Genomic DNA, 22249 nt, shown 5'->3' on the forward strand with positions numbered 1-22249 from the left:
TCCCACCACCCCCGCCCCCCGCGGGTCGACCACGATGCGGAGAGCAGATGACCTGTCTGGAAGCGGTCGCGGGCTACCTGCCACCGGAGAGCACCCCCGTCTCCGACATCCTCGGCGAACTGGGCGTCGAGGAGGCGCAGATCGCGCTGTACCGGCGCTTCTACGGCTTCTCCCAGGTGCGCCGCGCGCCGGACTCGGGACTGCGCGACCTCATGCTGGCCGCGGCCGGCAAGCTCGACGCCCTGCGTGGAGTGGAGGACCGCGTGCGGTACGTGCTCTACCCGCGGACGATCCAGCTCTGCGCGCCCTACCCGCTCAACCCCCTGCACGACGTGTGCGCGGAGCTCGGGTTACGCCGTGCCACGGCCTTCTCCGTGACCCAGCACGCCTGCGCGTCCGGGCTGCTCGCCGTGGACATCGCCGGGCGGCTGCTCGCCGCCGACGGCGATCCCGACGCGCTCGCGCTGATCTTCGCGGGAGAGAAGGCGTTCACCCCGTCGGCGCAGCTCATCCGCGACACCGCGATCATGGGCGAGGGCATGGCCGTCGTCCTGGTGCGGGCCGACGGCGGCCACGACCGGCTGCTCGGCTACGCCACCCGGACGCTGGGACAGTTCCACGCCGCGCCGTTCCTCCCGGTGAAGCTCGACGCGGAGTTCGAGGGGATCTACCCCGCCACCCTGGCCGAGGTGGTACTGGCCGCGGTGCGCCAGGCCGGCCTGGAACCCCGCGACATCGACCTCGTGCTGCCGCACAACGTCAACCTCATCTCCTGGCTGCGGGTCGCCAAGATGACCGGCCTGGGCCGGGACCGGATCTTCCTCGACAACCTGCCGGTCACCGGGCACTGCTTCTGCGCCGACTCCTTCATCAACCACCAGTCGGCGAGCGCACTCGGCCTGCTGCGGCCCGGCGACCACTATCTCATGACCGCGGTCGGCCTCGGGGCGACCTTCTCGGCCATGGTCTTCCGGCACTAGGAAGGTGGAGCAGGTGACCCTCCCCGCCACCTCCGGCCACGCCGCACGGACCGCCGAGGACGGCCCGGACCACCGCGGCCGGCCGGAGCCCCCGGCCCCCTTCACCCGCCGCCTGCGCACGGCCCTCACCGGCGGCGCCGACACGCCCCTCGTCCACCTGGGCAACTTCGAGGTCGAGGAACAGTGGGCCGTGGGCGAGCACGGCCTGCCCCGGCTCCGGTTCGCGGCCGGGCGGGCCATCGTGTACCGCCTGGACCAGTTCGCCCTCCTGCTCGCCGGGGGCGCCGACCACGTCGTCCTCAAGACCGCACCCGACCCCGACCACCTCGGCCACCTGTCCGGTCTCGGCCTCGACCTCCCGACCGTGCTGGCCCCCGCCCGGCAGCGTCCGGAGCGCACGGTCACCCTCGATGTCCTCGACGATCCCGCCCTGCTCGCCGAACTCGGCCGCCTCGCCGCCGCCGGACACCGGCTGCTGCCGCACGGCTTCTCCCGGCCCGAGGAGCGGCTCGCCGAGCGGACCTCCCTCCGGCCGCTGCCGCCCGCCGCCGCGGTGTGCAAGGCGGTCAACAGCAAGATCTACAGCCGCCGCGCCGCCGAGACGGCGGGGCTGCGCCAGCCCGCCGGGCGCGCGTGCGAGACGCTCGCCGAACTCGCCGACGCCGTCGCCTGGGCGCGCACGGTGCTCGCCTCCGGCGGACGGGTCGTGGTCAAGGACGCGTTCGGCGTCTCCGGCAGCGGACTCGCGGTGGTCGCCGAGGAGCGCCGGCTGGACCGGCTGCACCGCATGGTCGCCGACCGCGCCGCGGCGGCGGGCAGCGAGCGGGTGGCCGTCGTCGTGGAGGAGTGGGTCGCCAAGAGCACCGACCTCAACTACCACTTCACCGTCGCCCGCGACGGCACGGTGCGGTTCGACTTCGTCCGCGAGGCGCTGACCCGCGACGGCGTCCACCTGGGACACCGGACCCCGGCCCGGCTGACCGCCGCACAGCACACCGGCCTGGCCGAGGCCGCGCAGCGGCTCGGCGCCCTGCTGCACGCCGACGGCTACCACGGCGTGGTCGGCGTCGACGCCCTGGTGCAGCCCGACGGCAGCCTCCACCAGGTCATCGAGATCAACGCCCGCAACAACATGTCCACCTACCACGCACCCCTGCACGACCTGATCGTGGGACCGGACCGCACCACCCTCACCCGGCACTACCCGCTCCGGCTGCGCACACCGCTGCGGTTCGCCGAACTGCGCGACGCGCTCGGCGGGCTGCTGCTCACACCGGGCGCGCCCGCCGGGCTCCTGGTGACCAACCACGCGACGGTGAACGCGGCCGCCCCGCCCGAGGGCGGCCCGCCCGGTTCCTCCTTCGACGGCCGGCTCTACGGACTGGTCGTCGCCGACACGGCCGAACGGCTGGCCGCGATCGACACCGAGATCGCCGCCCGGCTGCACGCCCTCACCTCAGGAGACCGGCGTGACACCTGACCCGAGCATCCAGTCCATCCCGTTCACCGAACTGGCACGCCGGTTCGGCACCCCGCTGTTCGTCTACGACGGCGACGTCCTCGCCGAGCAGTACCGCGGCCTGCGCGACCGGCTGCACCCGGCGCTGGAGATCCGCTACTCGCTCAAGGCCAACCCCAACGTCTCCGTCTGCGCCCTGCTGCACGCGCTCGGCGCGGGCGCCGAGGTGTCCTCCCTCGCCGAACTTCTCACGGCGCGCCGGGCGGGCGTGCCCGCCGGGGAGATCATGGTCCCCGGCCCCGGGAAGAGCCGCGCCGAGCTGGCGGCGTGCGTCGACGAGGGCGTGCACGCCATCCTGTGCGAGTCCTTCGGCGAACTCCGCGACATCGACGAGCTGGGCCGCGACCGCGGGGTCCGCGTCCCCGTCGCGCTGCGCGTCAACCCCGCGTTCGAGACCCGCGGGGCCGGCCTGGCCATGGGCGGCCGGCCCCGCCAGTTCGGCATCGACGAGGCGCAGATCGCCGACGCCGTCGCGCTGGCCCGCGGCCTGGCCGGGGTCCGCCTCATCGGGATCCACGTCTACCTGGGCACCCGGATCCTCGACGAGGACGTCATCGTGGCGAACACCCGCAACATCCTGGAGCTGGCCGACCGGCAGGCCGAGCGGTTCGATCTCCCCCTGGAGCTCGTCGGGGTGGGCGGCGGACTGGGAGTCGCCTACTTCGACGGCGAACGCGACCTCGCCCCGGACCGGCTGGCCGACGGGCTCAACCCGCTCGTCACGGAATTCCGGGCCCGCCGGCCGCACACCCGGCTCGTGCTGGAGCTGGGGCGCTACCTCACCGCGTCCTGCGGGACGTATCTGGTGGGCGTCCGCTACACGAAGGAGTCCATGGGGGAGCGGTTCGCCATCACCGACGGCGGCACCCACCACCACATGGCCGCGGTCGGGATCGGCTCGTTCGTCCGCCGGAACTTCCCCCTGCGGCTGCTCGGCCGCGCGTCCGCGGAACCCGCCGAGCCCTGGCACGTGACCGGACCGCTGTGCACCCCCAACGACACCCTCGGCCGCAACGTCGCGTTGCCGCCGCTGCGTCCCGGCGACCTCTTGGGCGTGCAGCGCTCGGGCGCCTACGGGCTCACCGCCTCGCCCACGCTGTTCCTCGGCCACGGCCGCCCCGCCGAGGTCCTCGTGCACCGCGGCGAGGCGTACCTGGTGCGGGAGCGCGACCGGCCCGAGGAACTGCTGCGCGGCCAGCGCCTGCACGTCCTCACACCGGCTCCCGGCCCTGGCGAACGGCGGCCGGAGCGCGTCACGTGAGCCGGCCGGCCGCACGCCGTCACCCCACCCACCCCCCACAGGAAGGCGAGGACCCGACGATGCCACCAGCTTCCGAAGACGTGCGAGCGGCCTCCGAACGGCTCGCGACCGGCATCACCGCGGCGCTGGCCGCCATGCTGCGGCGCGAGCCCGCGTCGATGTCGCTGCAGACCCGCCTCTTCGAGGACCTCGGCTTCGACTCCACCACCGCGCTCGAACTGCTCATGCGGCTGGAGGACGAGTTCGGCTTCCACGCCGACCCCGAGACGCTCGCGCTGCACCACTTCGCCACCGTCGGCTCCCTCATCGAGTATGTGGCCGAACAGGCGGGGGCGTGAGACCGATGTTCCTCGCCGCGCCGCCCACCACCACCGGGCGAACCGCCGCCACGTTGCCGTTCTCCCAGGTCAATCACCATATTTTTGGCCCCGGGCGCACCTACACTCTTGAGGGAACCCACATCTACTTCGCCGACCTCGCCCGCCTGTATGGACTGACCCACGGCGACGACTACTTCGACGGACTCACCCGCAACTCCTTCACCGAGATGGCCGGAGAGGCCGTGGCCCCGTTCACCGCCGGAGACCCTTTCGACCTCGTGATCATGGCGCACAGCACTCCCGACCCGGAGCCCGGCTGGCCGGGCCCGTCACTCACCCAGGCCCTGCCGGGCGGCCCGCTCGCCTTCGGCATCGCCGAACAGGGCACCGCCGCCACGGCCACGGCGCTGCGCGTCGCCGCGGAGTACGCGGCGTCGGCGGGCACCGGCCGCTCGCTCGTCCTCGCCCTCGAACAGAGCGTCCTGCTGCACGACCTGCCGCTACCGGACGGCGTCGTGCCCCCGGCACGCGACGCCGTCGCCGCGCTCGTGCTGGACCCGGCCGATCCGGCCGGCACCGTCACCCCCCGCCAGTACGCCGACGTGGCACTGCGCGACGTCCCCGCACTGCTCGGCGAGGCCCACGGCGCTGGGCGGAACGCGATCACCGGCCAGGGGCTGGATCCCGAACGCGACGTGCCGGCCGACTGGCAGGCCGGTGCCGCGCCGTCCGGGCTGCCCGCCACGGGCATCTGGGCGGCCCTCGCCCGGGAGCTGCCCGCGCTGCGAGCGGGCGAGGGAGGTCTGGTCCTGGCCGACTACGACCGCGAGTTGCGCTACCTCCACACCTACGAGATCACGTTCGGCGCGGAGCGGCCGGCATGACCCCCGCACGGGCGTGCCGCGCCCGGGAGCCCACCCGGCCCGCGCCGCGGCCCGGCGCGGCGCACCGCCCAGACCCGCCGAAACCACGAACCGTTGCAGGAACGACCGTCCAGGGAAGGCTCGACCGTGAGTGATCACAGCGATGGCACGCGCGAACCGGTGCGCGAGGTCGACACCGGGAATGCGCCGGGGGAGGGGAGGCCCGGCCCGCCCGGCGACACTCCCGAGATGGGGCCGCCACCCGGTGCGGCGCCCCCGCCGTCCCGCCGTTCCGTTCTGGCGCTCGCCGGCCCCATGACCCTCGCCGAGGTCGTCGACCTGCTCGTGGTCGTCGGCGTGGTGGCGCTCATGGGCCGCATGGGCGACGAGGCGCTGTACGTGCGCTCGCTGTACATGCCCATCGGGTTCCTCTTCATCGCCGTGTTCACGGCCTTCGAGATCGCCAACCAGGTGTCGGCCGCCGTCAGCAGGGGCCGCGGCCGCCCGCAGGACGTGCTCGCCATGGCGTCCAGCCTGCTGCGCATCTGGGCGGTCGTCGCCGTGGTGCTCTTCGCCTCGCTGATCCTGGCCGGGCCGTTCTTCGCCGACGTCCTGGACGTGGCGCCCGAGTCGCGGCCGGACTTCCAGTCCTTCCTGTTCTGGATGTCGCTCGCCGAACTGTCGCACATCGCGCCCGTCCTGTGCTCGTCGAGCCTGCGCGGCTACGGACGCGCCCGCGCCGCGGCCGTCGTGACGCTCACCGACGCCGCCGTGCACTTCGGCATCGTCGCCGTGCTCGGCCTGGGCGCCGGCATGGGCGTGCTCAGCGTGCCCCTCGCCGGCGTGCTCTCCAGCGCGGTGGGCCTGGCCCTCGGGCTGTTCTTCCTGCGCCGCACCGGCCTGTGGGTGCCGCGCACCCCCCGGCCATGGCAGCCCTCGGCGTTCTCCCAGCTCGGCCGGGTGGGCGTGCCGGTGGCCGGCACCCACGTGGTGCTGTTCGGCGCCAACATGGGCCTGCTGTGGGTGCTGTCCCCCTTCGGCCCCGAGGTGGTCTCCGGATACTCCACCGCCGCCACCCTGCAGGGCCTGATCATCATGCCGGGGATCATGTTCGGGTCGGCCACCGCCATCGTCATGAACCAGCAGATGGGATCCGGCAGATTCGACGTGCTCGGCCGGACGCTGCGCAGCGGCCTGGAACTCGTCCTGGGCATCTACCTGGCGGTGGCGCTGGCGGTGTGGCTCGGCGGCGACCTGCTGGCCCAGCTCATGACGCCCAGCCCCGAGATCGCGGCGCAGACCGCCCACTACCTGCACATCGTCGGCCTCACCTACCTGCTGCAGGGCCTGGTGCTGGCCTCGCTGACCATCCTGGAGCAGACCGGCGCCGGACCGCTGGCCGTCACGCTGAACGTCATCTACTACGCGGCCATCATCGCGGTGGGCGCCCTGGTCACCGCGGCCGTCCAGGAACCGACCGCCCTCTACCGCGTGGTCGCGTTCAGCAACCTGCTCGGGGTCTCCGTGCTGGCCCTGGCCATCTTCTACGTGCGCCGGCTGCAGCGGTCCGGCAGCCCGCTCATGGCGTCCGGGTCCCCGAGCTAGCGAGGAGACGCAGGCATGGTGCGGATCGTACGGCGCCGGATACCGTTCTCCGGACGCGCGGGGGAAGGGCCGGCCACCTGGGCACAGCGGCAGATGTGGCGGCTCATCCAGCAGCGCATGCCCGACAGCGCGTTCTACGACCACTCCCTCGGGTGCGAGCTGCCCGGCGGGCTGACGCTGGAGGACGTCCTGTCCCAGATCGCCCGGCTGGTCGAGCGGCACGATTCGCTGCGCACGCTCTTCCGGTACGAGGACGGCGTGCTCACCCAGCGGGTCGTCGGCTCCGGGCTGCTCGACGTCGCGGTGCTGCTGGCCGACGGCGCCGAGGAGCCGCACTCCCGCGACCTCTTCCTCGCGCACCAGGCCGAGATGTGCGGCACCGGGTTCGACCTCGCGGCCGAACCGCCGTTCCGGCCGCTCGTCGGGCTCGTCGACGGCACACCTCGGGGGCTGGGATTCTGCGTGCCGCACGTGGCCGCCGACCTGCCGGCCAGCCGGATCGTCATCGAGGAGCTGCGCACCGCGCTCACGGCCGTCGCGGCGGGCGAGCCGCCGCCGGTCCTGCCGGCCGCGCGCCGGCCGCTCGACGAGGCCGCCTTCGAGCGTTCGGAGCGGGGGCGGGCGCTGAACGAGGCCGCGCTACGGCACTGGCGCGCCCAGCTCGCGCGGCTTCCGCCGACGATGTTCCCGGGGCCCGGTGTCGCCGCCGCCGATCCGCGCTTCCAGAGCGGCGCGCTGGAGTCGCGGGCGATGCGGCTGGCGCTGGACACGCTCGCCGCCCGGTACCGGGTGTCGGTCTCCGCGGTGGCGCTGACCGCCATCGCCGCCGTGCTCGGTGCCTACTCGGGGCTGCCGCGGTGCGGGCTGCAGCTCATCGTCGGCAACCGGTTCGTCCCGGAGCTGAGACGGGCCGTGCTGAACGCCATCCAGGAGGTGCCGGTGGCGGTCGATCTGAGGGCCGGTACCTTCCAAGAGGTGGCCCGGGCCACCTTCCGCACCGCCCTGGCGGCGTACCGGAACGCGCGCTACGACCCTGACGACGCCGACTCGCTCGTGGCCGAGGCGGGCCGCGCGCGCGGCGCCGCCATCGAGCTGGGCTGCTACTTCAACGACATCCGCCGCCCCGCCGAACCGGGAGCCGTCGCCGCCGCTGCCACCGCCGAGGAGGTCAGGGCGGCGGTGCCGGCGAGCCGGTTCGCCGCCACCGATCCGCAGGAACGGGAGGCCGCGTACTTCGTGCTCATGGACACCCCCGACGTGCTGAGCGGCCGTTCCGCCTCGGTGGTGCTGGAGCTGTGCGCCGACACCCGGCACATTCCGCCGCCGGTGATCGAGGAGGTGCTGCGGGGCGTGGAGCGGCTGCTGGTGGCGGCCGTCGAGCGCGAGATCGGGCCGGAGGAACTGCCCGCCGCCACCGGTGTCACACCGGCGGGCGGCGGAGGGCCCGCGCAACCGGCCCGGGCCGGGCGGCTTCCCGTCGCCGAAGGGGGAGCGGCCTAGCGCGAGCCCGACAAGGATCGACCGGCGCGGCCTTCATCGCGCCGTGCACGAGCGGCAGGGCCGCATCCTGGGGTACCAGTGGAGCCGGTACCCCAGGATGCGGCCCTGCACGCCGTGGTCGGTGACCACCGTGGCGAGGCCGCGGTGCAGCGATCCGCTCCACCCGATACGGGCGGTCATTACGGCGTTGTTTCGGGCGTGTCCGCCTCGCCCTATCAACGCGAGCCGCGACCGGTACCGGCCGCGGCTCCACCCGCCCACACCCGACCACCGGCTCGACCGCCGAGTGTCCCGGTGGTTTTGCGGGGATCGGTGCGAATTGTCGCCCTAATCGCGCCGTCGGAAGAGATTCCTCCGTCGGGCTTTGCGTTGTTTTAATGGAACCTGCCGTTGGTATAAAGTCTTCGCTGTTGAAAAAAACAATAATGAGGAGAGTCTTGTCATGGCGGACACTTACGTCCGGTATGTCAATTCCCCGGGGGTGGCGACGCTGGACGTCGCCCTCTTCATGGAAAATGAGGTGCTGCGTCGCGGACTGGAGGACATGCTCCGAAGTTCGTCGCCTGTGGGAATTGTCCGAAACTGTGAAAACTTTGCGGAGGTGGAGACCTGCGTCCGATCCGCTGACTGCGACGTGCTCATCGTCAGCGGCTCCGCGCGCGCCCGCGTCGGCGCCATCGCCGCCGGAGGTGAGCGCCGTCGGCCGAAGATCCTGCTCTTCGTCGACGAGTCCGACGTGCGAGCGCCCGAGGTCCTCGCCGATCTCCCGGTCGACGGGTACCTGGATCAGCGGGAACTGTCCGCGGAGTCGCTGTCGGAGACGCTGCGCCGGATCACCGTCGGCGACATCCCGATGCCGGTCGCGCTCGCCAAGTCGCTGCTGGCGCACGTGGGCGGGCAGTCCGCCCCCGCGTCGCGCTGCGCGGTGTCGCTGACGAGCCGCGAGCGCCAGACCCTGGAACTGCTGGCCGAGGGCCTGAGCAACAAACAGATCGGCACCCGGCTCGGAATCTCGCAGCACGGCGCGAAGCGTCTGGTCACCAGCGTATTGCTGAAACTGGGATCACCGAACCGCACCGCGGCCGTGATGACCGCCCTGAAAACCGGAATCATAGATTTCTCCCGGTCTGGATAGTCCCCGATCCCCGAATGGCCGAAGCGCCCTCGACTCACGACGCGGTCGTTCCCCATGACACCCGCCGTGAATTTTTTTGGCCATGACACCGGCCGGTCCGTTACCGCGCCGAACCGAGGCGTCCGCAACGAAAGGCGGGCAATGGCACTCGACCGCACCACCGCACTCGTCCTCAAACTGATGACGGCGGCCTACCCCGACCTCGGCGGAACAGTCACCCGGGCGAGCGAGGCCCGCCGCGTGCACTCCGCCGCCCGCTTCCCTGAGGGACCGCCGATGGCCCGGGTTCGCGACCAGGCCGTCCCCGGGCACCCCGAGATCCCCGTCCGCGTCTACCATCCGCACACCGGGCGCTCCCCCCGGCCGGTGATCGTCTACTTCCACGGCGGCGGATTCGTGCTGTGCGGGCTCGACTCCCACGACGGCGTCTGCCGGCTGCTCGCCGACGGAGCGGGCGCCGTGGTGGTGTCCGTCGACTACCGGCGCGCCCCCGAGCACCGGTTCCCCGCCGCGGTGCGCGACGCCCACGCCGCCGTCCGGTGGGTGCACCGGACGGCGGACGCCCTGGACGCCGACCCCGCCCGCCTCGCGGTCGCCGGTGACAGCGCGGGCGGCAACCTCGCGGCCGTCAGCACGCTGCTGGCACGGGAGCAGGGCGGCCCGCCCATCGCCTTCCAGCTGCTCATCTACCCGCAGACCGACTTCCTCTCCACCCTGCCGTCCCGCCGGGAGAACGCCGAGGGCTACTTCCTCACCGCCCGGCACCTGGCGTGGTTCCGGGAGCAGTACCTCGCCTCGCCCGGGGAGGCCGCGCACCCGCACGCCTCGCCGTTGCGCGCTGCCAGCCTCGCCGGGCTGCCGCCGGCGCTCGTCGTCACCGCCGAGTACGACCCGCTGCGCGACGAGGGGGAGGCGTACGCGGACCGGTTGACCGCCTCGGGCGTACCCGCCACCACCCTGCGCGCCGACGGCCTGTTCCACGGCTTCTTCGGCATGTCCGCGGCGCTGCCCGCCGCGCGCGCGGTCGAACGTTCCGTCTGCGGCGCCCTGCGCGAGGCGCTGTCCGCCCCGGCGTCCGCCGGACGCCGGCCGGCGGCCAGAGCGGACGACGCCGAGACGCAGGTGCCCAGCGCCCCCGGGAGGACCTGAGTGCAGACCCACGATCTCGGTCCGCCACCGCTGCCCTACCGCGGCCGCCGCGGCCACTGCTACGCCGACGGCGTCGGCATGCTGCTGGCGGGGCACGGCCACGCCGTTCCCACCGAGCACGTCGAGATCCTGACCGGCATCGGCGTGGGCGCGACGCTGCACCCGGATGGCGCCCTGACCCTCAGCCAGGTCTCCCCTGATACCGGCATCGACCGGGCGCTGAACCGGCTGGGGTTCGTGGTCCAGGTGGAGCGGGACGGCAGCGGAGCCGACTCCTGGCGGCGGCTCGCCGAACTGCTGCCGCACGGTCCGGTGCTGCTCGGCCCGCTGACCCTGGCCGCGCTGCCCTATCACACCGGCCGCGTGCCGGCCGACACGCAACGCTACGTGGTGGGCTACGCCGTCGAGGGCGATCACCTGCTGCTGCACGACCCCGGCGGCTACCCGCACGCCTCCGTTCACCGGGATCCGCTGCTGACGGCCTGGCGCGCCGAACGGATCCGGTTCCGCCGTGGCCGCAACCAGATGTGGCACAGCCCGCAGCGCCTCGGCGCCGGGCCGCCGCTCGCCGAGGCCGCCATGGCGGGGTTCCGGGCCGACCACGCCTGCGCCGCGCGGGCGCCGTGGCCGGTGGGGGCCGCGGCGATCCGCGCGGGAGCCGACATCCTCTCCGATCAGAACGCCACCAGGCTCGCCCGGTTCGAGCTGCCGCTGGCGGCGGCCCGGGCGGAGCTGCTGGCGGAGTTCTTCCACGGTCACGGCCGCCAGGGGACCGCCCAGGTGTGCGAACGAAAGGCGCGCGTGTGCGGCCAGGCGTACTGGGCGTGGGCGCGGGGCGACCGTCCCGAGTTCACCTCCCTGCTGCGGCTGCTCGCCCGCCTCGAAGACGAACTGACCACCGACCTGCTCGACTGAGCCGCCGCGCGGCGTCCCGCCGTTCCCGGTCCGATGTCCACCGAAAGCCGAGGCCAGCACGATGACCCTCCCGCCCGACCCGAACCGCCCGCCTCCCGCCGGCCGGCCCGGTGCGCATCCGCCGCCCTACCGCGGCCGGCGCGAGTACTGCTACGCCGACGGGGTGAGCATGCTGCTCGCCGCGCACGGCCACGACGTGTCGAGTGACCTCGTGGAGGCGCTCAGCGGTGTCGGCCTGGGCGCCATCCTGCTCCCGGGCGACATCCTGGTGCTCGGCCAGGTCCCGCCCGACGTCGGAGTCGACCATGCGCTGCAGCGGCTCGGCTTCGACGTCCGGGTCGAGCGGGACGGCACCGGCGACGCCGCGTGGCGGCGGCTCGCCGAACTGCTGCCGCGCGGTCCGGTGCTGCTCGGCCCGGTGGATTACTCCGCGCTGCACTACCACCTGTTCCGTCCGCCCGCCGGAGTGGACCACTACGTGGTCGGTTACGCCATCGAGGACGATCACCTGCTGCTGCACGACCCCGGCGGTTACCCGCACGTCCGGCTGGACCGCGACACCCTGCTGGCGGCCTGGCGCGCGGAGGAGATCGACTACCGGCGCGGCAGCTACCAGCTGTGGCACTCACCGGAGCGCGTCCGCACCCCGGAGGTCGGGGCGACCGCCCTGGCCGCGTTCCGCGCCGACTACGAGCACACGTCCGGCGCCCCATGGCCGACCGGTGCCGCGGCCCTGCGAGCGGGGGCCGACCACCTGACCAAAACGACCGTCGAGCGGCTCGTCGGCTTCGAACTCCCGCTGGCGGCGGCCCGGGCCGGGAACTACGCCGAGTTCTTCCGCTCCCACGATCGCCCCGAAGCCGCCGGCATGTGCGATCGTCAGGCGCAGCAGTTCGGACGGGCGTACTGCGCCGCGAGCGCCGGCGACCTCACCGAACTCGCCCGGCTGCTGCACCGGCTCGCCGACCTGGAAGAAGAGCTGACCGCGCACCTGCTGGCGTGAGCCGCGCCCCGGTGCGGCATCGAGCCGTCGCCCCTCACGACCGAAAGCCGAGGCGAACCATGGCCGTCCCCCCGCCCCGACCCCCCTGCCCCGACGCCTCCCTGACCGTCACCCCGACCGTCACCCTGACCATCGACGGAGAACCGGCCGCCGGCGCCGGCCGGACGCCCGTGGAGGATCCCGCGAGCGCCCGGATCTTCGCCCATGCGCCGGCCTGCTCGCACCGGCAGCTCGACGCCGCGGTCGGCGCCGCCGCCGTGGCCGGCGTGGCGTGGGCCGCGCTGCCGCTCGCCCGCCGCCGCGAATACCTGCTGCGCTGCGGCACGGCGCTGGCCGCGCGAGCCGAGCAGGTCGCCGAGATCCTCACCCGCGAGCAGGGCAAGCCGTTGCGCGCGGCGGCGGCCGAGACGCGCTCGGCCGCCGACTGGTTCGCGCGGACGGCCGATCTCGCCCTCGCCGCGGAGGAACTGGCCGACCACGGCGCGCGGGTCGCCGTGGAGCGGGTGCCGTACGGCGTCGTCGCGGCCATCGCGCCGTCCAACTTCCCCGTCCTCCTGGCCGTGTGCAAGGTGGCTCCCGCGCTGCTGGCCGGCAACACGGTGGTGCTCACCCCCTCTCCGGTCACCCCGCTCGCCACCCTGCGGATGGGCGAGATTCTGCGGGACGTCCTGCCGCCCGGGGTGCTCAACGTCATCTCGGGCGATACCGCGATCAGCCGCGCGCTCACCGAGCACCCGGCGGTCCGGCTGATCTCCTTCACCGGGTCGGTGGAGACGGGCCGTGCCATCGCGCGGCAGGCCGCGCCGCGGTTCGTCCGCACCGTGCTGGAGCTCGGCGGCAACGATCCCGCGATCGTGCTGGGCGACGCCGATCTCGGCCGGGTCGCCGGTGAGCTGTTCGACCGCGCCATGCGCAACAGCGGCCAGTTCTGCGCCGCCGTGAAGCGGGTCTACGTCCCCGAACGGCGGCGCGCGGAGCTCGTGGACCGGCTCCGGGAGCGGGCCGGGAACACCCGCGTCGGCGACGGAATGGATCCGGCCACCGACCTCGGCCCCCTGGTGAGCGGTCGCCAGCTGGAGCGGGTGGCCGCGCTGGTGGCCGACGCGGTCGCGGCCGGGGCCCGGGTGGTGTGCGGCGGCGCGCCCCTGGACCTGCCGGGGCACTTCTACCCGCCGACCGTCGTCACGGATCTGCCGGCCGGTACGGCATTGGAAGAGGAGGAACAGTTCGGGCCGGTGATCCCGGTCATCGGATACACCACCGTCGACGAGGCCGTCGACCGGGCCAACGCCACCCGCTTCGCCCTCGGTGCCTCGGTGTGGGGGCCGCCTGAGAAGGCGCGCGGGATCGCCGCACGGCTGGACTGCGGGACCGCGTGGATCAACACCCACGGCGACCTGCGGCACGACGTGCCGTTCGGCGGCGCACGCGACTCCGGGCTGGGGGTGGAGTACGGGCACTGGGGACTGCTGGAGTACACCCGGATCCGGGTGCGGCACGTGGCGGTGCCGGCCTGACGGTGGCACGCACTCCAAAATGGCGGTGATTTTGGGTGAAGCGTGGAATGTTCGTACGAAAAGGCGTAAGGTTGGCGCGTTGCGTGGATGCGTAACCCGGATCCCGCCACCCACGAGGACAGGAGCACCCCCGTGGCAGCCACGGTCGGACCCGAGCGAGTCCGACTCCGGCGCCGCCCCCTGCTGCGCGGGCGGGATCGGCGCTGCGCTGAGCGTCGCCACCGCGACCGCCGCCACGAGCGGCCGCGAACAAGCCGACAGCCCCGGCACGCCGAACCCCCCCGGTCCGCCCGCGAGTCCAGGGCGCCCCTGCCCCCACCGATGCGGCGCGGCACCGCGCCAGGCCCGCAGGGACGCGCTCGGCACGCTCGGCATGACGACGGCCGGCCCGAACGGGCCACCGCGGCAGCAGCGTTGGCGGCCGCCCCACCCGAACGGAGAGCAGATGACCGAAACCACCGAACCGGACGCGTCGAGAGTGCGCCGCCGGACCCTCATGCTCGGCGCCATTGGCGCGGCCACCGGTGTCGCCGTCGGTGTGAGCGGCTGCGCGAAGAAGTGCGACGACGACCGGACCGGCGAGGAGGAGTGCACGGACCAGGACAACGGCTGGTTCCCCATCCGCGTCCCCGGGCTCGGCGGCGGATCGCGGAACCCGGCGCCGCAGCGCCCCCGCCCCCGCGTCCGCTGACCCGCCGCGGCCGGACCGGGCACCACGCCGGCCCGCTCGCGGGCATGAAACCGGCGCGCGTGGGCAGCGTCGGAGCGCGGTACTCCTGCGATCCGATCGGAGGGCGGTCATGGCCGAAGACGCGCTCGCCCTCGTCCGCGACGAGAACCGCGAGATCATCGCGGCGCTCTCCCGGCTCGGCCGGGACCGCGCCGACCGGCCCGCGCTGCTCGACGACCTAGCGGCTCGCGTGGTCGCGCACGCCTGCGCCGCCGAGTCCGAGTTCGACCACGCGCTGGCCGAGCAGGCCGGCGAGCCCGGCATCGCGCACCGCCGTAACGGCGAGCGGCGCCGCATCGAGCGGCTGCTCTCCCGCCTCAAGGCCGTCGAGACCACCGGCCGCCACTTCGACGTCCTGCTGCACCGGCTCACCGCCGAACTGCGCGCCCACCTCGCCGAAGAGGAGGACATCGTGCTGCCCGACCTCCGGTCCACGGCCGGTCCGGCCGGGCTCGCCGACCTGGCGGCGGCCTTCGAGCGGCGCCGTCGCGCCGAGTACGAACGCCTGCGCCCGCGCTGACCCGGGAGGGCCGGCGCCCGGTGCCACGGCTGCCGCCCAGGCCGCACCGGACGACCGGGAATTCCGCCGCTCCCGCCACGGGCCGGGCTCGCCATGATGATGTATCGGCCGAGGATCGGGGGCGGGGGCGGACCGGCGGGCCCGGTGGGTCGCGATCCGCCCGTCCCTCCGGGAAGGGCCGGTGCTGTTCCGGCACCGCACGGGAGCGTCCGGAACCGGGTCCCCGCCCCCGGGCATCAGCGCGCCCCGTCGCACGCTCCGGCCTGCAACGGGCTCCCGGCAGGGGCGGCACGGCCGATCCGTCCTCGGCGCCGGCCATGTGAACACGACAGCGACAGCCCGTGCGCCGCACCGCCGGGCACGTTCCGGCGAGGAAGCCCCATCCGCTCTCCTCCCGCCAGGCCGCCCGTGCGCGTGGCCACGACGCCGCCGGTGCACGCGCCGACGCGGTGACGTCGCCGCCGTCCGCTCCCAGGGGCGCGGACGCGGAAACCGTCCAGCGGCGGGGCGAGCCGTTCGGCGGAGAGGCCGCGCGGCGCGATGACGATGCCGAGGGGCGGGGTCGGCGACGGAGCGGCCTCCGCGCAGCAGCCCTCGGGTGCCGATCCCGCGATCGCCGCCCTCGCGGGCGCGGGTGCCGCCGACGGTGCCGGTTCGCGTGCGGTCCAGGCCGCCCCGCCCCTCGCCGTCCGCCGGCCGGGTGCGGGCCCGGCTCGGCGGACCGTTTCCGCCCCCCGTTTCACGCTCCCCGACCACCCGGCCCGCGAACGGCCGGAGCCCACCGGTCACCGATCCCCCCGCGGCGGGTACCGTGCCATCCGTCCTCGGCGGGAGGCGGCGCCCTTGCGGCGCCGCCCGCTCACCCGTCCTGCGCGGGCCGTGGAACGTCCCGTCCCGCCCCGCCCGCCAGAGGGCTCCCGCGCTCGGCCGCGTGCCGGGCGGCCGAGCGGGGCTCCGTCTTCTCGGGCAGGTAGGTGCGGAACCAGGCCAGCGCCGCCCCCGTAGCGTGCTCCAGCATTCCCGGCTCGGTGAAGTCGTGCGATGCCCCGCGCACCACCTGGACCCGGTGCGGGCTGTGCAGCGACTCCACCGCGGCGTGACTGGTCCGCACCAGGTGCTCGTCACCGCCGCCCACGATCAGCAGCACCGGCGCGCGCACACCGGGCAGCCGCTCCATCGCCAGGTCCGGGCGGCCGTTGCGGCAGACCACGGCGCTGACCCGGGCCGGCCGCGCCGCCGCCGCGCCGAGCGCCCCGGCCGCCGCCGTCCCGGTGCCGAACAGCCCCACCCGCAGCCGGGCGGTGTGCTCGGTGGCGGCGAGTTCGTCCACGACCGCGATCACCCGGCGGGTGAGCAGCGGAACGTCGAACCGCGGCGCGATCGCCGACTCGCCGCCCCGGTCCCGGGTCTCCTCCTCCCGCGTCAGCAGGTCGACGAGCAGCGTTCCCAGCCCCGCGTTCACCATGGCCGCGGCGACCGAGCGCTCCCGCCGGCTGCGCCGCGGGCTGTCGTCGCTCTCCGCGAACACCACGATCCCGCGCGCCTGCGGCGGTAACGCCAGGTCGCTGGCCAACGCCACGTCGCCGACGCGCACCTCCATCGGCATCACATCCATACGCCGCTCCCTCCCGCCGGCCACGGCCGGCCCTGTCACAGGTGGCCCGATGGCGTCCACGCGAGGAACGCCCCGGTACGCGCGGGGCCCGGTCCGCCGGTCCACACCGGTCGGCACCGCACACCCCGCCGGATCGGCGCCCGGGCGGTACGCCCGGGCGGCAGCACGCCCCAGCCGCTCCCGTGACCGGGGCGGCCTCCCGCGCCCATCTCCTCTACCCGGTACGCCGCGGAACCGACGCTTCCGGCCACGCGTATTCCGGCGCGCGCGCCGAGCGGCAGGACGCCGCAACGGCCGGTCAACGCGTTTGAACAGCGGGTGCGGCGGTAGCGGGACGGTGTCCAATCCCGTCCGGCGGCCGGCAGGAGCGGCGCGTCGGCGGTTACGCGAGGTGATCGGATGAGGGAGGGGCCGGAGACCGAGGCCCTGCTGACGACGCTGAAGCGGGTGGCGATCACCCTCAAGGCCGCGGACGTGCCGTTCGCCCTCAGCGGCAGTTTCGCCGCGTACGCCCGCGGGGCGACCGCCCCGGACCACGACGTCGATTTCGTGCTGCTGCCCGAGGACGTCGACCGTGCCGCCGCCGCGCTGGCCGGCGCCGGGCTGCGGCGCGTCATGGTCGCCGAGGACTGGCTGGTCAAGGTGTTCGATGGAACGAGCCAGGTGGACCTGATCTACCGGCCCAGCGAACACGCGATCACCGCGCCGCTGCTCCGCCGCGCCACGCCGATGAAGGTCCACTCGATCCACGTCCCCGTGATGGACGCGACCGATCTGCTCGTCATGATGCTGCGCGCGTTCACCGAGCACCACTGCGACTACTCCACCCCGCTTGAGGTCTCTCGGGCGCTGCGCGAGCAGGTCGACTGGGACCGGGTACGCGGCGAGACCGCCGACTCCCCGTACGCGCACGCCTTCCTGGTGCTGCTGCGCCACCTCACGGTGATCGGCCCGAAGGAGGAGAACCTCATGGCAGGAGAAGAACCGCAGTACCTCGCCGGTCACCTCCAGCAGGCGCTGGCCGAGGATCCGCGCACCGGAGCCCTGGGCATCCGGGTCCGGGTGCACGGCACCGACGTGCACCTGTCCGGCGAACTGCCCAGCACCGAACGACGCCGCGCGGTGCTCGCGGTGGCCCGGGAACTGGTCCCGGACTACGCCGTCCACGACGACCTGGCCGTATCCGGCATGGAGGGCGAAACCAAGGAGGAACGGCTCGCATGATCAGAATCGCCGCGGTCGGCGACGTCCACCTCGACGAAGAGATGCGCGGCCACTACCGCAGCCACCTCGACGGCGTCGCCGAGCACGCCGACGTGCTGCTGCTCGCCGGGGATCTCACCAAGCACGGCACCCTGGAGGAGGGGAAGGCCGTCGCGGATGAGTTCCGCGGGCTCGGCCTGCCGGTCGTCGCCGTGCTCGGCAACCACGACTACCACTGCGACGCCCAGGACGCCATCGCCGAGATCATGCGCGCCGCGGGCGTCACCGTGCTTGAGGGCGACGGCGTGACGCTGGACTGCCCGGGCGGCCGGCTCGGAATCGCCGGGACGAAGGGGTTCGGCGGCGGGTTCGCCGGGAAGTGCGCGTCGGAGTTCGGCGAACCCGAGATCAAGGAGTTCGTCCGGCACGGCCGCGACGTCGCGGGCAGGTTCGCCGCGGCGCTGCGCGACCTCGACGCCGACCTGCGCGTGGGGCTCACCCACTACGCCCCGGTCAAGGACACCCTCACCGGGGAGCCGCCGGAGATCTATCCGTTTCTCGGCAGCTACCTGCTGGCCGAGGCGGTGGACGGCGCCAAGGCCGGGCTGGCCGTGCACGGCCACGCGCACGCGGGCGTCGAGTGCGGCCTGACACCGGGCGGGGTGCGGGTCCGCAACGTCGCGCTGCCGGTGCTGCGCCGGCCGTACGCCGTGTATCGGCTGGAGGCCGTGCCCGACCCGGTGACGGTCTGAGCGGCCGGTACCGGCCCGGCGGCACGGCCGGCCGCGTCCCTCACCCCTTCCCGGGCGCATCGCACTCCGAAGGCCGGACCGCCAGCAGCACCACGTCGTCGCCGGGCGCGCCGGCGGGTACCCCGTTCAGCAGTTCGTCGCAGAACCGGGCGAGCGGCTCGCGCGCCAGCAGCGCGGCCTGCTGCCGCAGCCGGAGCATGCCGCGGTCCAGCGCCTCGCCGCGCCGTTCCACCAGACCGTCGCTGTACAGCAGCAAGGTCGAGTTCTCGGGGAGCTCCGTCCAGGCGTCCGGCCGGCTGTCGAGTTCCGTCATCCCGAGCAGCAGGTCGTGGCCGGCCACCAGGAACCGCGTCTCGCTGTCGGCCGCGGTGAGCAGCGGCGGCGGGTGCCCGGCGTTCGTCCAGCACAGGCCCCAGCGCCCGGAGGGGGCGCAGTCCAGCCTGCCGAAGATCGCCGTGGCCGTCTGCGCCTTGCTGAGGTAGTGCAGCATGGTGTCCAGCCGCCGCATGATCTCGCTGGGCGGCTCCCGGCGGTCCCACGCGAGGGCGCGGAGCATGCTGCTCAGGTGCCCCATCTGCATGGCCGCCGTCCGGTCGTGCCCGGCAACGTCACCGACCACCACGGCGGTGGCGCCGTCCGGCAGCAGGAACGCGTCGTACCAGTCGCCGCCCACCTCAGCCGCGGCCTCCGCCGCCCGGTAGCGGGCCTGCATCTCCAGGCCGGCGACGTCGGGGAGTTCGGGCAGCAGCGAGAGCTGGAAGTCCTTGGCCGTGTCGCGCTGCGCCGCGTACAGCCGCGCGTTGTCCACCGCCAGCGCGGCCCGCCAGGCGAGGTCCTCGACCAGGTCGAGGTCTTCGGCGGTGAGCGGATGCTCGGGGTCGGCCCGCACCAGGCTGAGCACCCCGAGCACCCGGTGCCGGGCGAGCAGCGGGGCGACGATCGCGGTGTCCGCGCCGAACCGCCGCTGCGCGTCCCGCTGCATGCGGCCCAGCGGAGTGTCCGCCTGCCCCTGCGGGAACGACTCGATCAGCAGCGGACCGGCGCCGGCCAGCGCGCGCTCCAGCGGCGTGTCGGAGAACGGGTCCGGCGGCGGGATGAGCCCCTCCGAACCCGTCGGCATGGTCGCCTTGGGATCGCGGTGCGCGAACGCCGCGTGCCACACCTCGTCCTCGACCAGGTCCACCACGCACCAGTCGGCGAGCCGGGGCACCAGCAGCCGGGCGAGCCGCTGCAGGACCTCCTCGGTGTGCAGGCTGCTGCTCAGTGTCGTGCTCACCTCCGCAAGCAGCGACAATCGCGTCATCGCGCGCTGCAGCGTCGGATCGAACGTGCCGCTCTGCTCCCCGTGCGACATGACCGCCCCTCCCGCCGGGTGCGCGCCCGGCCTGCGTCACCCCGGAGGCTCGTCCGGCAGGGGCGCGTGCGGCAGCTGCGGGTCGTGTCCCAGCCGCAGCAACGCACGGCGCCACTCCGCGTCGCCCGGCCGTGGCCGGGCCAGCAGCTCCCGCATCGCCGCCACGACCCGGCGCATGTCCCGCACGTCGCGCTGGGTGAGGTCCGCACGCCGCCGGGTCAGCAGCCGCACCACGCTCCGGCCGTGCCAGGCGAGGTCCTGGTCCGGGTCGGGGCCGAGCACGTCCTGGCCGGACGCGTCGGTCACCAGCCAGGTGCGCAATCCCTCGCCCCGCACGTTCACCAGCCGGTGGAACTCCTGCCACAACTCCTCGGTGGCCGGATCCAGCTGACCGTTTCGCGGCACACGGCCTCCCCGTCACACGAGTCCCCGTAATCCGCTACCGAACCGCGAGCCCCCCAAACCCGTCATGTTTACCGCACGGGGGCCGAGGTAGCGGCGTGAATGTGGGAGCGGACGGCAGCCACGCCGAGACGACACGGAGGCAGTCATGGCCACCCAGACCGAGATCTTCCTGCGCACCCACCCCCGGAGCGTGGAGGGCGACGTGGAGCTGATCACCCGCTGCGTCGAACGGCTGGCCGCGTGCGCCCAGTCGTGTACCGCCTGCGCCGATGCCTGCCTGGGCGAGGTCGACGCCGCCGACCTCGTCGACTGCATCCGGCGCAACATGGACTGCGCCGACGTCTGCGTCGCCGCCGAGCAGGTCCTCACCCGCCGCACCGCCGCCAACCCGGAACTCGACCGCTCCCTGCTGGAGACCTGCGTGCGCTTCTGCGGCATCTGCGCGGCCGAGTGCGAGCGGCACGCCGACTCCCACGAACACTGCCGGCTGTGCGCCGACACCTGCCGGCTCTGTGAGGACGCCTGCCGTCAGCTCCTGGCGTCCATCCCGAAGGCGCCGGCAGCACGCCGGCCGGACGTGTGACCGCGTCCGGCCGAGTCCACAGGAAGGAGGGCGAACGATGCCAGCGCGTGAGAAGATGCCCAGCACCCTGCGGCGGTCGCCGAAGAAGGCCCAGGACACCTGGGTCAAGGCGCACGACTCCGCCGTCGACACCTACGGGGAGGGCGAGCGGGCGCACCGCGTCGCCTACGCGGCGCTGAAGCACGAGTTCGAGAAGGTCGGCGACCACTGGGCGCCGAAGGGACGGAAGGGGCCGTCGGACAAGCAGGCCAGCAACCCCCGGGCACCCAAGCAACGCGGCGGCGACGAACCGACCGCGGGCGGGGTGGACGCCAACGCCAGCAAGCAGCACCTTTATGAGCGGGCGCGCCAGCTCGGCGTGCGGGGGCGCTCCTCCATGTCCAAGCAGCAGCTCGTCGACGCGCTCCGCAAGGAGAGCCGCAGCCGGACCCGGCAGGCACGGAAATCCTGAGCCGTGCCGGCCCCGCGCTGAGCACCGGACAGCCCGAGAACAGCCGAGAGTCGAGGAGTGCCCCGTGCAGCACGACGAATTCATCGGACGGGTCCAGGACCGCGCACGGCTCGCCGGCCGGGGCGAGGCCGAGCGCGCCACCCGGGCGACGCTGCAGACGCTCGCCGAACGCCTGCCCTCCGGCCTCGCGCACAATCTCGCCGGGCAGCTGCCCATCGAGATCCGCGACCATCTGGAGTCGGCGGTGGCATCGGACGAGCCGACCGAGGCCGAGCGCCTGGAACCACGGGAGTTCTTCGAGCGCGTCGCCGAACGCGCCGGAACGGACCGGGCCAAGGGCAGCCGCCTGGCGCACGCGGTGTGCGCCGTCACCAGCCAGGCCGTGAACCGGCCGCTGCGGGAGAAGACCCACGACGTCCTGCCCGAGAACCTGCGCGACCTGTTCCCGGTGGAGGCCGGGTAGCGGGACGCGTCGCCACCGCACCGGAGAGAACAGGCGCCGGCCGGCGCCCCTCGGGGCCGTCGCCCGCCCGGTCCACGGCCGCCGAACGCTGCGAGGCACGACGGCGAACCAGCGGCCGACCCGGCCGGCAGAGCCGTCCCGGTCGAACCGCCTGCCCCGGCCGCCCGCGTCCGCTCCCCGCAGCGGCTGGGCCGGAGTCAGGGGCCAGGTTCCGACCACCGGCCGCGCCGTGCGCGCCGCTCGGGTCCGCGTGGTGGTCCGACGCGGGCCGCGTTTTCGTGTGCGGGCGTCCCAGTGCCGGGACCGTCGCGGATCGGCGAAGTCCTCGTCGCTGTCGTGTCCGGCTTGCGGCGGAATCCGGCAGGGGTGGAGCGGCCTTCGGCCAGGTGGGGTGGCGACCGCCATT

The 22249-nt window shown here is 74.1% G+C and carries 23 protein-coding genes; 19 read left to right on the plus strand and 4 right to left on the minus strand.

The annotated features are described in order from the left end of the window. Window positions 1-47 precede the first annotated feature (47 nt). From ACFQRF_RS12820 to ACFQRF_RS12850, 7 genes are all read left to right on the plus strand, one after another. A complete protein-coding gene (locus ACFQRF_RS12820) occupies window positions 48-980 on the plus strand; it encodes a 3-oxoacyl-[acyl-carrier-protein] synthase III C-terminal domain-containing protein (RefSeq protein ID WP_379871275.1) in 933 nt (310 codons plus the stop codon). A 13-nt stretch (window positions 981-993) separates the two neighbouring features. Next, window positions 994-2460: a preATP grasp domain-containing protein gene (locus tag ACFQRF_RS12825; protein WP_379871276.1), complete on the plus strand. Its 1467-nt coding sequence runs from the start codon at window positions 994-996 to the stop codon at window positions 2458-2460. Beyond that, on the plus strand, window positions 2450-3760 hold the full coding sequence (locus ACFQRF_RS12830) for a type III PLP-dependent enzyme (protein WP_379871277.1): 1311 nt from the start codon (window positions 2450-2452) through the stop codon (window positions 3758-3760). Before ACFQRF_RS12825 ends, ACFQRF_RS12830 begins: the two co-directional genes overlap by 11 nt. 59 nt (window positions 3761-3819) lie before the next feature. After that, a complete protein-coding gene (locus ACFQRF_RS12835) occupies window positions 3820-4098 on the plus strand; it encodes an acyl carrier protein (RefSeq protein ID WP_379871278.1) in 279 nt (92 codons plus the stop codon). Continuing rightward, on the plus strand, window positions 4095-4964 hold the full coding sequence (locus ACFQRF_RS12840; protein ID WP_379871279.1) for a hypothetical protein: 870 nt from the start codon (window positions 4095-4097) through the stop codon (window positions 4962-4964). Before ACFQRF_RS12835 ends, ACFQRF_RS12840 begins: the two co-directional genes overlap by 4 nt. Before the next feature lie 126 nt (window positions 4965-5090). Then, a complete protein-coding gene (locus tag ACFQRF_RS12845; protein ID WP_379871280.1) occupies window positions 5091-6548 on the plus strand; it encodes an MATE family efflux transporter in 1458 nt (485 codons plus the stop codon). Between the two features lie 15 nt (window positions 6549-6563). Next, a complete protein-coding gene (locus ACFQRF_RS12850) occupies window positions 6564-8048 on the plus strand; it encodes a condensation domain-containing protein (protein WP_379871281.1) in 1485 nt (494 codons plus the stop codon). A 33-nt stretch (window positions 8049-8081) separates the two neighbouring features. Here the strand turns inward: ACFQRF_RS12850 and ACFQRF_RS12855 are convergent, their stop codons facing one another. Beyond that, window positions 8082-8228 carry a hypothetical protein gene (locus tag ACFQRF_RS12855; RefSeq protein WP_379871282.1) on the minus strand — a complete coding sequence of 49 codons (147 nt, stop codon included), beginning with the start codon at window positions 8226-8228 and terminating at the stop codon, window positions 8082-8084. A gap of 301 nt (window positions 8229-8529) precedes the next feature. On the opposite strand from ACFQRF_RS12855, the gene ACFQRF_RS12860 reads away from it, so the two are divergent. From ACFQRF_RS12860 to ACFQRF_RS12890, 7 genes are all read left to right on the plus strand, one after another. Beyond that, on the plus strand, window positions 8530-9183 hold the full coding sequence (locus ACFQRF_RS12860) for a response regulator transcription factor (protein WP_379871283.1): 654 nt from the start codon (window positions 8530-8532) through the stop codon (window positions 9181-9183). Between the two features lie 141 nt (window positions 9184-9324). Next, window positions 9325-10332 carry an alpha/beta hydrolase gene (locus ACFQRF_RS12865; protein WP_379871284.1) on the plus strand — a complete coding sequence of 336 codons (1008 nt, stop codon included), beginning with the start codon at window positions 9325-9327 and terminating at the stop codon, window positions 10330-10332. Next, window positions 10333-11247, plus strand: a complete 915-nt coding sequence (locus ACFQRF_RS12870; RefSeq protein WP_379871285.1) for a hypothetical protein — start codon at window positions 10333-10335, stop codon at window positions 11245-11247. Between the two features lie 61 nt (window positions 11248-11308). Continuing rightward, window positions 11309-12250 carry a cysteine peptidase family C39 domain-containing protein gene (locus ACFQRF_RS12875; RefSeq protein ID WP_379871286.1) on the plus strand — a complete coding sequence of 314 codons (942 nt, stop codon included), beginning with the start codon at window positions 11309-11311 and terminating at the stop codon, window positions 12248-12250. Window positions 12251-12309: 59 nt separating this feature from the next. Next, window positions 12310-13767: an aldehyde dehydrogenase family protein gene (locus ACFQRF_RS12880; protein WP_379871287.1), complete on the plus strand. Its 1458-nt coding sequence runs from the start codon at window positions 12310-12312 to the stop codon at window positions 13765-13767. A 445-nt stretch (window positions 13768-14212) separates the two neighbouring features. Beyond that, window positions 14213-14458 (plus strand): hypothetical protein, encoded by a 246-nt coding sequence (locus tag ACFQRF_RS12885; RefSeq protein ID WP_379871288.1) that lies wholly within the window; start codon window positions 14213-14215, stop codon window positions 14456-14458. A 109-nt stretch (window positions 14459-14567) separates the two neighbouring features. Further along, a complete protein-coding gene (locus tag ACFQRF_RS12890; RefSeq protein ID WP_379871289.1) occupies window positions 14568-15017 on the plus strand; it encodes a hemerythrin domain-containing protein in 450 nt (149 codons plus the stop codon). Window positions 15018-15876: 859 nt separating this feature from the next. On the opposite strand, the gene ACFQRF_RS12895 is transcribed toward ACFQRF_RS12890, so the two are convergent. After that, window positions 15877-16632 (minus strand): dienelactone hydrolase family protein, encoded by a 756-nt coding sequence (locus tag ACFQRF_RS12895; RefSeq protein ID WP_379871290.1) that lies wholly within the window; start codon window positions 16630-16632, stop codon window positions 15877-15879. A gap of 399 nt (window positions 16633-17031) precedes the next feature. On the opposite strand from ACFQRF_RS12895, the gene ACFQRF_RS12900 reads away from it, so the two are divergent. Beyond that, the gene (locus ACFQRF_RS12900; RefSeq protein WP_379871291.1) at window positions 17032-17856 is read left to right on the plus strand and encodes a BON domain-containing protein; all 825 of its coding nucleotides are present in this window, start codon (window positions 17032-17034) and stop codon (window positions 17854-17856) included. Continuing rightward, the gene (locus tag ACFQRF_RS12905; RefSeq protein ID WP_379871292.1) at window positions 17853-18587 is read left to right on the plus strand and encodes a metallophosphoesterase family protein; all 735 of its coding nucleotides are present in this window, start codon (window positions 17853-17855) and stop codon (window positions 18585-18587) included. The genes ACFQRF_RS12900 and ACFQRF_RS12905 overlap by 4 nt, the downstream gene beginning before the upstream one ends. Window positions 18588-18627: 40 nt before the next feature. Here ACFQRF_RS12905 and ACFQRF_RS12910 read toward each other — a convergent pair whose 3' ends face one another. Together ACFQRF_RS12910 and ACFQRF_RS12915 are read right to left on the minus strand one after the other, a co-directional pair. Further along, window positions 18628-19941 (minus strand): PP2C family protein-serine/threonine phosphatase, encoded by a 1314-nt coding sequence (locus ACFQRF_RS12910; protein ID WP_379871293.1) that lies wholly within the window; start codon window positions 19939-19941, stop codon window positions 18628-18630. A gap of 36 nt (window positions 19942-19977) precedes the next feature. Next, on the minus strand, window positions 19978-20346 hold the full coding sequence (locus ACFQRF_RS12915) for a DUF3140 domain-containing protein (RefSeq protein WP_379871294.1): 369 nt from the start codon (window positions 20344-20346) through the stop codon (window positions 19978-19980). A gap of 145 nt (window positions 20347-20491) precedes the next feature. On the opposite strand from ACFQRF_RS12915, the gene ACFQRF_RS12920 reads away from it, so the two are divergent. The 3 genes from ACFQRF_RS12920 to ACFQRF_RS12930 all read left to right on the plus strand — a co-directional run bounded on the left by ACFQRF_RS12920 (window position 20492) and on the right by ACFQRF_RS12930 (window position 21843). After that, complete coding sequence (locus tag ACFQRF_RS12920) at window positions 20492-20929, plus strand: four-helix bundle copper-binding protein (protein ID WP_379871295.1); 438 nt, start codon at window positions 20492-20494, stop codon at window positions 20927-20929. Window positions 20930-20966: 37 nt separating this feature from the next. After that, the gene (locus ACFQRF_RS12925; RefSeq protein ID WP_379871296.1) at window positions 20967-21380 is read left to right on the plus strand and encodes a ChaB family protein; all 414 of its coding nucleotides are present in this window, start codon (window positions 20967-20969) and stop codon (window positions 21378-21380) included. 64 nt (window positions 21381-21444) lie between these two features. After that, entirely contained in the window at window positions 21445-21843 is a 399-nt protein-coding gene (locus ACFQRF_RS12930) for a DUF2267 domain-containing protein (protein WP_379871297.1), read from the plus strand. Window positions 21844-22249: the final 406 nt, after the last annotated feature.

The sequence above is a fragment of the Marinactinospora rubrisoli genome, from assembly GCF_042664915.1.
Classification (GTDB): domain Bacteria; phylum Actinomycetota; class Actinomycetes; order Streptosporangiales; family Streptosporangiaceae; genus Marinitenerispora; species Marinitenerispora rubrisoli.

Excerpts from the sequence above, each read along its gene's own strand:
- ACFQRF_RS12820 (WP_379871275.1), top strand. The coding sequence starts at position 48 with ATGACCTGTCTGGAAGCGGTCGCGGGCTACCTGCCACCGGAGAGCACC.
- ACFQRF_RS12835 (WP_379871278.1), top strand. The coding sequence starts at position 3,820 with ATGCCACCAGCTTCCGAAGACGTGCGAGCGGCCTCCGAACGGCTCGCG.
- ACFQRF_RS12850 (WP_379871281.1), top strand. The coding sequence starts at position 6,564 with ATGGTGCGGATCGTACGGCGCCGGATACCGTTCTCCGGACGCGCGGGG.
- ACFQRF_RS12855 (WP_379871282.1), bottom strand. The coding sequence starts at position 8,228 with ATGACCGCCCGTATCGGGTGGAGCGGATCGCTGCACCGCGGCCTCGCC.
- ACFQRF_RS12865 (WP_379871284.1), top strand. The coding sequence starts at position 9,325 with ATGGCACTCGACCGCACCACCGCACTCGTCCTCAAACTGATGACGGCG.
- ACFQRF_RS12875 (WP_379871286.1), top strand. The coding sequence starts at position 11,309 with ATGACCCTCCCGCCCGACCCGAACCGCCCGCCTCCCGCCGGCCGGCCC.
- ACFQRF_RS12880 (WP_379871287.1), top strand. The coding sequence starts at position 12,310 with ATGGCCGTCCCCCCGCCCCGACCCCCCTGCCCCGACGCCTCCCTGACC.
- ACFQRF_RS12885 (WP_379871288.1), top strand. The coding sequence starts at position 14,213 with ATGACCGAAACCACCGAACCGGACGCGTCGAGAGTGCGCCGCCGGACC.
- ACFQRF_RS12890 (WP_379871289.1), top strand. The coding sequence starts at position 14,568 with ATGGCCGAAGACGCGCTCGCCCTCGTCCGCGACGAGAACCGCGAGATC.
- ACFQRF_RS12895 (WP_379871290.1), bottom strand. The coding sequence starts at position 16,632 with ATGGATGTGATGCCGATGGAGGTGCGCGTCGGCGACGTGGCGTTGGCC.
- ACFQRF_RS12900 (WP_379871291.1), top strand. The coding sequence starts at position 17,032 with ATGAGGGAGGGGCCGGAGACCGAGGCCCTGCTGACGACGCTGAAGCGG.
- ACFQRF_RS12905 (WP_379871292.1), top strand. The coding sequence starts at position 17,853 with ATGATCAGAATCGCCGCGGTCGGCGACGTCCACCTCGACGAAGAGATG.
- ACFQRF_RS12910 (WP_379871293.1), bottom strand. The coding sequence starts at position 19,941 with ATGTCGCACGGGGAGCAGAGCGGCACGTTCGATCCGACGCTGCAGCGC.
- ACFQRF_RS12920 (WP_379871295.1), top strand. The coding sequence starts at position 20,492 with ATGGCCACCCAGACCGAGATCTTCCTGCGCACCCACCCCCGGAGCGTG.
- ACFQRF_RS12925 (WP_379871296.1), top strand. The coding sequence starts at position 20,967 with ATGCCAGCGCGTGAGAAGATGCCCAGCACCCTGCGGCGGTCGCCGAAG.